Raw genomic sequence first — 9057 nt, forward strand, 5'->3', positions numbered from 1 at the left:
CGTGCCGTTTACAAAGGATTGCATGTCTTGGGAGAAGATTAGAGGGAAAAAACGCCTGATGCTTATGAACTGCTTTCACCATTGCGTGAGGGGACGTCGAGCAACCGTGCAGCAGTCGAGGAAGTCATCCGTAAAATTGCGGGTTAGCGTGGTGCTTGACGCTGGGGAAACCAAGTCGTATCGTTCCTGCCATCGTGGGATTTGTCGACCGGCTTGCGGCCACGTAAAAAATCGCTAAAGAGGGTAATCGTGGCTTCGGCCCTGACCCATCGTGCCGGTCAGGGTTTTTTTGTGTCCGGCGATACCGACATGATCGGGCATATAGGAGCAAGACGAATGACGACCGAAAAAAAGGCTTCCGATAAATGGCGAGCAGCCACCCGTTCAGTTCGCGGCGGAACGGCGCGCAGCGGGTTTAACGAAACATCCGAAGCCATCTTTATGAATTCTGGCTATGTGTATGACACAGCCGCCGAGGCCGAAGCATCCTTTGACGGTACCGGCCCGGAACGCTTTGTCTATTCCCGTTTTGCCAATCCGACCGTTGCGATGTTTGAAGAGCGTCTGGCGCTGCTTGAAGGGGCGACTCATTGCCGGGCGACAGCATCGGGTATGTCGGCAGTCTGGAATGCCTTGATTGCCTGTACCAAAGCCGGTGGGCGTGTTGTCGGTTCGCGCGCACTTTTCGGATCATGCGAATTTATCCTGACAACCCTTTTGCCGCGTTTTGGCGTTGAGACCGAACTGGTTGACGGTACCGATCATGCGGCATGGGAAAAGGCACTGTCCAAACCGGCCGATGCGGTTTTCATCGAAACTCCGTCAAACCCGACTCTTGAAGTCATCGATATCGCCTTTGTTGCCGAACTGGCGCACAAGGCCGGGGCGAGGGTGGTTGTCGATAACGTCTTTGCCACGCCGATTCTGCAAAAGCCGATGGAACTGGGCGCGGACATTGTTGTTTATTCCGCGACCAAGCATATCGATGGTCAGGGGCGTTGTCTTGGTGGCGCAATCCTGTTTAATGACAAGGAATGGCACGATAATCACCTGACCACTTTCCTTCGCCACACCGGCCCCAGCATGAGCCCGTTCAACGCATGGATTCTCCTGAAAGGGCTAGAGACACTTGGTCTGCGTGTCGATCAGCATATCCGCAATGCAACGGCTCTTGCCGGGTTCCTTTCGGAACAGCCGCAGGTGTCGCGCGTTCTTTATCCGGGGCTTGAAAGCCATCCGCAGCACAAACTGGCAATGAAACAGATGTCGGGCCGCGGCGGCGGATTGATTGCGATCGAGCTTGCCGGTGGAAAATCTGCAGCTTTCTCGTTGCTCGATAACCTGCAGCTTATTGATATCTCGAACAATCTTGGGGATGCGAAAAGTCTTGCGACCCACCCTTGGACCACGACCCATCAGCGTGTTCCGGCCGAAGACAAAATCACGATGGGGATTACCGAAGGCATGCTGCGCCTCTCCGTCGGGTTAGAGGATATTGATGACCTGAAAGAAGATCTGAGCGCAGCGTTGCGCGTATAAGAAATCGCAGATGCGTTAAACGCCCTGATCAGGCGGTCCGTAATCTGCACGGACCGCCTTTTGCTTTTCGGTGATTTATGTGATCGGGATCGCAATTTAATGACAGGCATCTGGCACTTGGGGCATTGACTGTCTAAATATGGCCCAAGCATTGCTAAAACAGCGCAACGCCCTTGGCAGAAGGACCGGAATAAGAATTGGCCTGGAGTTTTGCATGTACTCATCCGTAACCCGTGACATCAAAGTATCCGTGCAACCGGTGTTTCTTGACGAACAGTCGGACCCGGACAGCCATCGCTATGTCTGGGCGTACCGGGTTGTCATCGAAAATCAGGGCCCCAGAACCGTGCAGCTTTTAAGCCGTTATTGGCGCATCACCGATTCCCGCGGCTCGACACAGGAAGTTCGCGGATCGGGCGTGGTTGGCGAGCAGCCTGTTCTGGCCAGCGGCGAAAGTTTCAATTACACAAGCGGCGCACCGCTGGCGACACCAAGCGGTTTTATGGTCGGGACCTATGAAATGACCGATATGGACGGAAACCGGTTTGATATTGAAATTCCGGCCTTTTCGCTCGACAGTCCGCATAGCCAGCGTACCGTTAACTAGGCTAACTGAGAAGAATTCAGGGTCGGGAGCACATGACCCCACAGGACAGAGTTATAAAGAGGAAACCATATGTGCAGCGAAACCAGCGCCGTTAAACGTCCGTCGCGCGAGGAAGCAGAAGAAGCCGTCCGTACCCTGCTTCGTTGGGCGGGGGATGATCCTGATCGTGAAGGATTGCGGGGTACACCTGATCGTGTCGTACGGTCTTACGGCGAATTTTTCGCAGGCTATCAACAGGACCCCGCAGATATTTTGCGCCGGACCTTCGAAGAAACCGACGGTTATGACGAAATGGTTGTGCTGCGCGATATCAGGGTCGAGTCCTATTGCGAACACCACATGGTCCCGATCATCGGTGTGGCGCATGTCGCCTACCTGCCGCGTCGCCGTGTTGTTGGCATTTCGAAACTGGCCCGTGTGGTCGAAGTTTATGCCAAACGCCTGCAGATACAGGAAAAGATGACAGCACAGGTTGCCAACACCATTCAGGAAGAACTTGATCCGTTGGGTGTTGCGGTGGTGATTGACGCCAATCATCAATGCATGAGCACGCGTGGCGTTCACAAAACCGGTGTTTCAATGGTGACGAGCCGTATGCTTGGTGCGTTCCGTGACGATCCGATTACCCGGCGTGAATTCTTTGCCATGATCGGTCGCTAGACCGTCCGTAGCCCCGAAATTTCAAGGCCGCTCTTAGGGGCGGTCTTTTGAATATCCGGGGCAGGGAGCTGTTTTAGGTCAGTTGAACACCATGAATTTGACCTGCCTGCCGATAATTTTCATATCGTCCATGCATTCGTTCACCACACCTGTTGCCCTCTCGTAAGCGACTACAACAATGCTGCTGGCCGGGGGCAAGGATGATCGCACCAATAAATATCGCGGTTTTCATAAGCCTGTTTCTTTCGTGAGTTTGAGTTTTCATACCCCAAATCGGGTCAGAATACGGTCCGCCGATCCGACATATGATCCGCCAAAAAGGCAAACATGCACCAAAACCGGATAAAGATTATAAAGATCACGCCGTTCTTGAAAAAATCCCGGTAGAATTGGTGAAATTTCTGAATATGCATCAAAGAATGTGGATGTCAGATCGCCAAACAAAGTACCAAAGGCAAGTTCGATCTCCCGGTCGCCATAATAGATGGCCGGGTCAACAAGCCCGGCGATCCGTCCCTTCCGACACAGGATATTTCCGCCCCACATATCACCGTGCAACAGGGATGGCGTGGTTTCTGACGGTAAAAGATCGTCAAGTTTCGCAGCAAGATTTTCGATCCGTGGCATCATATGAACCGGAAGCTTTTGGCGCCGAACGGCGAGTTCCGCCATATAAAGCAGGCGGTGGTCACGAAAAAACCGAATCCAGTCATCTTCGCGATTATTTGGCTGATGCAGCCCGCCAATCAATGTGTCGAATGCCAGCCCGAACTGATCCTGCGTGACCTGATCCTGCGTGACCTGATGCTGTCGGGCCAGTAGCACCGCCAGATCGCGTTGAACCTCGCCGTTCATGTGGCCATCATTTTCAATGAAAACCATGACCAGCAACTCGGGTTCGGCATGTAAAACCGCTGGACAGGGAATGGGCGAATATTCACTCAGATACGTCAGCATCCGTCCTTCAATCGCAAGGTCGGCCTTTCCACTCTGTTTGACGACGAGTCTGCGACCATCGCGCAGAACGGCCTGCATCACATCGGCCACACAACCGCCCGATAGCGGCCGGAGGGTTGCGACGTCGCTACCGCTGATATCTGCAATAGTTTGTGCAACCTGATCCGGTCTCATGGCTCAAATTCCGTGCCTGGCACGAATACTGGCCAAAAGGGCATTTGACGTTTCCTCGATCATGTCAAACACACTGACAAAACCGTTCGCCCCGCCGTAATAGGGATCGGGAACGCTCTGCCCTTTGCGATTCGGGTGGTGATCCAGAAACAGTGCAAGCTTTGCGCGATATTGTGCCGGCGACTGACGCTGCATATCGGCCAGATGTCCCTCGTCCATCGCAAGGATATAATCAAAATCGCTATAATCGTCCGGGCGGATTTTGCGCGCACGAATTGTCGAAAGATCATATCCCCGGCTGGTTGCAATTTCGCGTGATCGCGGGTCGGCTTGTTCGCCTGCGTGATAACCCGAAAGCCCGCAGCTATCGACTTGAATATGCGCGCTCAGTCCGGCCTTGCTGACCATGGTGCTGAAAATGCCGTCGGCTGTAGGCGAACGACAAATATTGCCGGTACAAACAAACAGGACCTTGATCACGATGTCGCTTTCAGTTGTGGAGGGGCATTCAGAATGTACACAGACTGGCACATTCATTCCTGTCTGCGCAATGGTGCGCAGGGCCCGGTTGAAACGTTGCTTGGCCATGGCTTTATGAAATGCGCATAGCAAAGGTGAAATGTGATCTATGTAACAGCTTCGTTACATTTTCTGCGGTAAGCTGACAGCCGGGTCATATGTTTGTATGATCGCGCCAAATTATGATTTCACAATGTGATTGTTGATGCAGGAATTCGTTTCTTTCGGTTTGCATATCGCCCTGATCCGGCAACTCGCTTGGTTGCCGAAGGGCTACGATCTTGTGCCCGAAGGCACGGTGATCACCAGTGCGCGCCTGCGCAGTATCATGCTGACCCTTGAAGAAACCAATGGATCGTCGGTTCTGGTCCGGTTGGGGCGCCATCTTGCACTTAAGGAACAGCAACCGGTCCTGACCATGCTGCGTCAGGGAATGACACCTGAACTGATCGCGGATCGCTGGCACCGGCTCGAAGGTTATTCCCATGCTCGCAACCGTACTGATTATCAGGCGACCGGGAAATCGTTGATGCTGCATCGCGGTGCCGTACGCGGCCAGCCGCCGGCCCGCGTTGAAAACCTTTTGGTTCATGGTTTCATGGTCGGGTTGCTTGAGGCCGTTGGTGTGGAAAATGTCAGCAGCGTCATTCTGCCCAGCCACGGCCCGGCCATTCCGGTGATCCGCAATGGCAAGCTGGTCAAAAAGCTCGACTTTGCCGGTCGTGCCTTGCGTTTTCGCATTAACTGGCAAAGCTATGTCGCGATCTCGTCAGGCTATCCTTTCATGGCCAATATGCCGGGCACGGCACCAACCATCGGGGCCAGTCGCCCGGTGGTGCAAAAGCTTTGCGCGGTGCTGGAACACGATATCGGGCGCAGCTGGACGATTGATGATGTCGCAACTGCGCTTGATACATCCGGTCGGACATTGCAACGCCGTCTGCAACAGGCCAATAGCCGCTTTTCCGATCTTCTGCGTCTGGTGCGGGTACGCGAAGCCTGTCGTTTGCTTAATGGCACCAGCCTGACGGTCGGGGAAATCGGTTTCTGGTGCGGTTTTACCGATAATGCCCATTTCAGTCGCGATTTTCGTCGTCTGGTTGGTATGCCGCCCTCGGTTTACCGCGAAGCTACTTTGGGTCATGCGGGCCTGACCCGGGCCTGATGTGCCGTTACAATTGACCGGCCCGGCTTCCTTGGGTATCAGCAGGCAGGCAATCATTCCCGATAAAACGGGTAATGTGAACCGTTGCGCCAATGCCGCCGCCCAGATCCGAGGCCTTTCATGACCGATACATCCGCAAGCGACCAGTATGCCGGCTTTCTGCCGCGTTTTTTCCATGATCGTCCCGATGCAGACGATGTGATGATCCGGACATGGCAGGTCGGTGATCCGCTTGATGATCATGGTATTCCCGAAATTCCCGCACCGATCGCTCTGTTTTTCGATCTGGTCGCTCCGGCAGCCGAACGTGGCGGATCAAACGGTTTTGGGTATTTGTGGCTGGATCGTCATCCGCATGAAAAGCCCGGTTGGCGGCTTTCGGTGGCGCATGCCGGAACAATCGATGAACTTGATGCCGCCATTGCCAAGCCCCTATCACGGATTTCGGCGGCAATAGCGATAAACGAGGTCGAAACCGAAAGCTGGCATGCGACCCGCCCGCTTTGGCGCAAGCGCTCCGAACCGGTTCGGCTGACCTTCTGGGGAACGTTTGGCAAACATGTCCGCGGGCTGATTGGCCATAGGGATGCTGCCGGTTTTTACCAGCCGATTGGCGCGGGCCTTCGGTCCGATCATGTGATGGCCTCCTTGCCTTTACTCGAAGATATGCTGGGCGATCCGTTCCTGCGCGGTGGGATGGGGCTTGAGGATGCCCTTCGTATTGGTATATCGCTCGGACGGGCCCATTTGCTCGAAAGCTGGATTGAAGCCGGTGGCGTGGAAAAAGAACCTTATTTCCGGCCAATGCAAATCTGGCATCAGGCATGGCTTGCTAATGCCCTGATCGATCCTGCGATTGCAACCCTTGCGATGCCTGGCCAGCCACCGATGCCGGCCCTCGATTTCAGCCGCGATGTCAGCCCGAAAGCACGCCGTCTCGCGCTTGACAATCTTTCTGGCTGGCTTGCAACAGTATTTTTTAATGATAACAATCCAGCCCTTCGCAATGCCTTTATTGCCGGTGTGCAGAATGCCGTCTGGCTAGATCCTGATCTGCAGCAATATGTTCAGCCGCAACAACGGGACGAAATTCTGCAGGGGTTGATGCCCTATTGCCGATGGTTCCTCGCGATGGCGCTTTATAATCATCTGGGCAATCTAGCCGTCGGGACCGTGCGCGATGATCAGGTCGCATTTTACGAAACCCTTGCAGAAGCACTGCCCGAACTTTCTCCGCTGGGTGAATTCGCGACCCGGCGTGATATCGAACAGCATATTATCCGCATTGATGCGGCGCGCGCGGCATCTGCATTTGATACGTTGGTTCTGCCATTCTGCGACCTTCTGATGCCGCGTCTCAAACTTGATGCGGCACGGTCATAGGATGCCGTTTTGCCGGGGCGCAAAAGAAAAGGTCCGCCAGGATGTCTGGCGGACCCTCGTCACCGGGGATGTGACCTGTCTATTGCTGATAGGCTTTGATCGGGCGGCTTGAAACAATCGCAAAGCGGATGGCAAGGCCGCTGACCGCCACAAGGCTTGCAATGACAATCCCCCAGAACAGGCCCGAAACCCCCAAGCCTACGACAAAGGTCAGATAATAACCGGCCGGGATCATCACACACAGATAAGACACCAGATGCAGGATGGTGGGAACCCATTTGTCCCCGGCACCGCGCAGGGCGCTGATTGCGGCATTCTGCCCGCCGTCGGTTGGGAAAATGATCGGCATCAGGATCAGCAAACCGGCCGTCGTGGCAATCACGGTGGTGTCCTGGCTGAACAGATGCGCGACCAGTCCCGGAAAGAAATAAAGCGGCGTACTAAGCAACAGCATCACGGCCATTGTCGTCAAAAGCCCGATCCATCCGGCCAATGCCATATCCGGTCGGTCCCGCCTGCCATACGCAATGCCGACCCGAACCGATGTTGCTGACGCCAGGCCAAGGGCGACCATGAACATCAATGCCAGCATGGTCATGGTGATGCCGTAACTTGCGGCGGCAATTACGCCAAGTCGTCCGGCAAACAACTGCATGGCGGCAAAGGCGCTGGTTTCCATGCCCTGACTTGCCCCGGCGGCATAACCCATATGGCGTGCATCGCGCGAATGATGCCACCAACCGGCGAAGCCCTCTCGAAGGCCATAATCCTTATGGCTGCGCATCAAAAGGATATATCCCAAAAGGCTTAGCGCCATGAACCAGCGAATCACGGTCGATGTCCATGCTGCCCCCTCGGCCCCCATTTCGGGGAAACCGAATGCGCCGTAAACCAGTGCATAGTCAAGCACCAGATTGACCGCGTTAGCCCCGATCATCATGATCATGCCCGGCAACGGTCGCTGCAGGCCCTCAAGGAAAAAGGCGCAGGTAATATAGATCAGCGCGCCTGGCATTCCGATCGACAGGATGATCGCAAGTTCGCCTGCATGGCGCGTGATTTCTTCGGGTTGACCGGTGGCCATAAACAGCCAGTCCGACTTCCAGGTCAGAATCATGAAGGCAATGCTGATCAGAAGGGCATAGGGCATGCAGGCCCGCCATATCTGACCGGCTTCGCGCGGATTTTTGCGCCCGACCGAATGCGAGGTCAGAATCATTACTCCGGTCAAAAGACCGATACCCGTCACCATTAACGAGGTGAAAGGCGCATGTGCAATATTCAGATAGGCCAAACTGGCGCTATCGTAATTGCCGACAATGATCGTATCGACGACGGCCATGATCAGCATGCCTAGCCGTGCAATCACTACCGGCAGGGCCAGACGGAACAGTTCGCTCAAATGCCGCCGGACCCGGTTATGCGGGTAAAGCGGTACAGGCGGGATATCTGGTGGTAAACCTTGTGAATTATCGGGCAATGCACCGGGTGGGGCACCAGGCGGGGCAATTGTCATTGTTCCTGTTTCCTCGGTCTTGTTCTTGTGCGGCAGTCATTGCGGTGGCAGTGCAATGGCGGATGGCGGACCTGCCGCATTTTTTGTCTTGATATTGGGTCCGGTGGTTTACACTTTGTGACCCTTCGGGTTCGGATGGTGCGGGATGGCGGCAATCATCCGGGCGGGGTCATCGGTGATGACCGATGTGACTCCCCAGCCAAACAGTTCATGCGCACGATCTGGTGCGTTAATCGTATAACAGACCAGCGGAACGTTGGCGGCAACGATTTCAGCCGCCATGTCGCGATCAAGCGCCTTGTGATCAATGTGAATCGCACTTGCGCCCAGGGTGGCATATTCTTTACGCCAATCATCGGGCAGGGTTTCAAGCAACCAGCCGCAGGGCATGTCAGGCAAAAGCCGCCTGATTTCGGCAACCGCGATATCATCGAAGCTCGACAGCAGGATCGGGATTTTTTTTGCGCGCCCCAGTTCTTTGGCGACTTCCTGACACAGGCGCACCGGATCGCAGCCTGATGGCTTGATTTCAAGATT

9 protein-coding genes and 1 riboswitch (1 of these 10 cut by a window edge) are annotated in these 9057 nt (G+C 54.8%); of the genes, 5 read left to right on the forward strand and 4 right to left on the reverse strand.

Features of this window, described 5'->3' with window-relative positions; translation table 11 throughout:
• Positions 1–184: 184 nt before the first annotated feature.
• A riboswitch (SAM riboswitch) is annotated at positions 185–259 on the forward strand.
• Between the two features lie 77 nt (positions 260–336).
• From metZ to folE, 3 genes are all read left to right on the forward strand, one after another.
• A complete protein-coding gene (gene metZ, locus LG297_RS00685; RefSeq protein WP_404424139.1) occupies positions 337–1539 on the forward strand; it encodes an O-succinylhomoserine sulfhydrylase in 1203 nt (400 codons plus the stop codon).
• Positions 1540–1753: 214 nt separating this feature from the next.
• A complete protein-coding gene (gene apaG, locus LG297_RS00690; RefSeq protein WP_404424141.1) occupies positions 1754–2146 on the forward strand; it encodes a Co2+/Mg2+ efflux protein ApaG in 393 nt (130 codons plus the stop codon).
• 69 nt (positions 2147–2215) lie between these two features.
• Positions 2216–2806 carry a GTP cyclohydrolase I FolE gene (gene folE / locus LG297_RS00695; protein ID WP_404424143.1) on the forward strand — a complete coding sequence of 197 codons (591 nt, stop codon included), beginning with the start codon at positions 2216–2218 and terminating at the stop codon, positions 2804–2806.
• Positions 2807–3067: 261 nt separating this feature from the next.
• On the opposite strand, the gene LG297_RS00700 is transcribed toward folE, so the two are convergent.
• Both LG297_RS00700 and LG297_RS00705 read right to left on the reverse strand, forming a co-directional pair.
• Positions 3068–3937 (reverse strand): fructosamine kinase family protein, encoded by an 870-nt coding sequence (locus LG297_RS00700; protein ID WP_404424145.1) that lies wholly within the window; start codon positions 3935–3937, stop codon positions 3068–3070.
• A 3-nt stretch (positions 3938–3940) separates the two neighbouring features.
• Positions 3941–4525 (reverse strand): low molecular weight protein-tyrosine-phosphatase, encoded by a 585-nt coding sequence (locus LG297_RS00705; protein WP_404424147.1) that lies wholly within the window; start codon positions 4523–4525, stop codon positions 3941–3943.
• A 136-nt stretch (positions 4526–4661) separates the two neighbouring features.
• On the opposite strand from LG297_RS00705, the gene LG297_RS00710 reads away from it, so the two are divergent.
• Both LG297_RS00710 and LG297_RS00715 read left to right on the forward strand, forming a co-directional pair.
• Positions 4662–5621 (forward strand): helix-turn-helix transcriptional regulator, encoded by a 960-nt coding sequence (locus LG297_RS00710; protein ID WP_404424149.1) that lies wholly within the window; start codon positions 4662–4664, stop codon positions 5619–5621.
• 120 nt (positions 5622–5741) lie between these two features.
• Complete coding sequence (locus tag LG297_RS00715) at positions 5742–7004, forward strand: hypothetical protein (protein WP_404424151.1); 1263 nt, start codon at positions 5742–5744, stop codon at positions 7002–7004.
• A 79-nt stretch (positions 7005–7083) separates the two neighbouring features.
• Here the strand turns inward: LG297_RS00715 and LG297_RS00720 are convergent, their stop codons facing one another.
• Positions 7084–8520, reverse strand: a complete 1437-nt coding sequence (locus LG297_RS00720; protein ID WP_404424153.1) for an MATE family efflux transporter — start codon at positions 8518–8520, stop codon at positions 7084–7086.
• 108 nt (positions 8521–8628) lie between these two features.
• On the reverse strand, positions 8629–9057 hold the 3' portion of the coding sequence (locus tag LG297_RS00725; RefSeq protein ID WP_404424155.1) for a glycerophosphodiester phosphodiesterase family protein. Its footprint extends 327 nt past the window's final position; the window shows 429 of its 756 coding nt (coding positions 328–756); its start codon lies off the right edge, out of view; its stop codon occupies positions 8629–8631.

This window comes from Thalassospira australica (genome assembly GCF_044790785.1).
Lineage (GTDB): Bacteria > Pseudomonadota > Alphaproteobacteria > Rhodospirillales > Thalassospiraceae > Thalassospira > Thalassospira australica_A.